Source organism: Pararhizobium sp. PWRC1-1 (assembly GCF_049897905.1).
Taxonomy (GTDB): Bacteria; Pseudomonadota; Alphaproteobacteria; order Rhizobiales; family Rhizobiaceae; genus Pararhizobium.
The window spans coordinates 1-1,949 of the sequence record NZ_JAFCXE010000061.1; the positions used below are offsets into that span (position 1 = coordinate 1).

3 protein-coding genes are annotated in these 1,949 nt (G+C 59.0%); all 3 read right to left on the bottom strand.

All coding sequences use genetic code 11. The features are described 5' to 3' along the window. On the bottom strand, positions 1-1,069 hold a 1,069-nt coding region (tnpC, locus tag ACP7E0_RS34830), incomplete at its 3' end, for an IS66 family transposase (protein WP_426131915.1). Between the two features lie 75 nt (positions 1,070-1,144). Beyond that, complete coding sequence (gene tnpB / locus ACP7E0_RS34835; protein ID WP_003495066.1) at positions 1,145-1,489, bottom strand: IS66 family insertion sequence element accessory protein TnpB; 345 nt, start codon at positions 1,487-1,489, stop codon at positions 1,145-1,147. Then, positions 1,486-1,872, bottom strand: a complete 387-nt coding sequence (locus ACP7E0_RS34840) for a transposase (protein WP_113316044.1) — start codon at positions 1,870-1,872, stop codon at positions 1,486-1,488. The genes tnpB and ACP7E0_RS34840 overlap by 4 nt, the downstream gene beginning before the upstream one ends. Positions 1,873-1,949 lie beyond the last annotated feature (77 nt).

A 1,949-nucleotide genomic window follows, 5' to 3' on the forward strand; every position in this document is an offset into this window, starting at 1 on the left:
CCCAACACCCTGCGAGCTGGATCGTTTCATTGCTGCCGGCTTTGGCACGCGTCTTGGCCAGACTGGTATAGGCCGAGTATCCGTCAACTTGCAGGATGCCGCTGAACCCGGAGAGATGCCGCGCCACGCAATCAGCGCCCCTACTATCCTCAAATCGATAGGCCACCATCGGCGGGCTGGTTCCGCCATAGGGTCTATCATCGCGAGCATAAGCCCAAAGCCATGCTTTCGTCGTTTTCCCCGAGCCGGGCGCAAGCGTGGGCAATGTCGTCTCGTCGGCGAAGACCCTGTCGCCCTCCTTGACGCGCTCGAGGATATAATCGGCGCAAATCTGAAGTTCGAAGCCCAGATGCCCCATCCACTGGGCCATCAACGATCGACTGATCTCGACACCGTCGCGTAGATAAATTGCCTCCTGCCGGTAAAGCGGAAGGCCGTCGGCGTATTTGGAGACGGCGATATAGGCGAGCAGCCGCTCCGTCGGCAGGCCGCTTTCGATGATGTGCGCCGGTGCCAAAGCCTGGAGTACGCCATCGTGGCCGCGGAAGGTGTATTTGGGGCGGCGCGTCACGATGACCCGGAACTTCGGCGGCACGACATCCAGCCGTTCGGAGCGATCCTCACCGATCAGGACCTTTTCCAGCCCCTCGCAGCCGGTTGGGATCTCCGGTTCGATCACTTCCTCGATGCGTTCGAGATGAGCGGCAAAACCCTTGCGTGGACGTGGTGCTCGTTTCGGCTTGTCTTTGGCTGCGTGATCAAGCTCGCTCTGGATTGCCGAAAGCCCGGTCTCGACTTCCTCGAAGGCAAAGGAGACCTGTTCGTCGTTGACACCAAGGCGCAGTCGCTCGGAACGGGTGCCATGTTGGGTGCGCTGCAGAACCTTCAGGATCGATGTGAGATTGGTGATCCGCTCGTTGGCGCTCTTCTCCACCGCCTCCAACCGGGTGATCTCAGCTTCAGCGGCCTTCAGTCGGACTTCTTTCGCAGCCTGCTCGCGCGCCATCGCGAGAACCATCGCTTTCAGCGCGTCAACGTCATCCGGCAAGTCGTGAAGGGGCAAATCCATGGGAAGGATTAGAGCATAAAAACAACCGTTTTCCCAACCATTACAGCGGCATGATTCATCTTGCCGCAGGCGCTGTCAGCCCGTCAACAAGGGCCGCCTGACCTTGGTCGGGCGGATCTTTTTCCAATCCATTCCGGCCAGCAATGCCATAAGCTGAGAATGGTCCAGACGTATCCGTGCCGCCGATATGCCCGGCCAGCAGAAGCCTTGATCTTCCAAGGTTTTCGAATAGAGGCAGACACCACTGCCATCCCACCAGACAATACGAATACGATCGGCCCGTTTTGATCGGAAGACGTAAAGTGCGCCATTGAAGGGATCGAGACCACCATCCCGAACCAGCGCCATCAAAGAGGCAGCCCCCTTGCGGAAGTCGACCGGCTGGCACGACACATAGACCACCACACCAGACGCGATCATGCCTTGCGAACCGCCTGCAGAACCTTCACCAGGTGATCAGTGTCAAAATCGTCGCCGAGGCGCACCACGATATCGCCGATGACGATTTCCACCGCAGAGCTGCTGACAGTTTCAACGCGCGCGAACTTGATCTCCTTGCCCGTTCTCTCCGTCAGGGGCGCAACAACTCCCGATGCCAGTGCCTTGCGACGCCACCCATAAAGCTGCGAGGGATCCAAGCCTTCAGACCGGGCAACCGCCGAGACATTTGCCCCCGGCTGCAGCGCCGCGGCGACAATTCTTGCCTTGTCGTCATCCGACCAGTCACGCGGCTTGCGTCGTCTTCGCACGGGCTCCGCCGTCAAAACCTCAAAGGTTCGAGGGTGATTCACACTGTCGCTCATAGGATTCTCCGCATGATTCATGCAGAAAATCGCCGATCAGCAGTCCTAAAGATACGTGGGATGGCCTACGCGCTTAC

Coding starts and splice junctions, on each gene's coding strand:
- ACP7E0_RS34840 (WP_113316044.1), bottom strand. CDS start 1,872: ATGAGCGACAGTGTGAATCACCCTCGAACCTTTGAGGTTTTGACGGCG.
- tnpB (WP_003495066.1), bottom strand. CDS start 1,489: ATGATCGCGTCTGGTGTGGTGGTCTATGTGTCGTGCCAGCCGGTCGAC.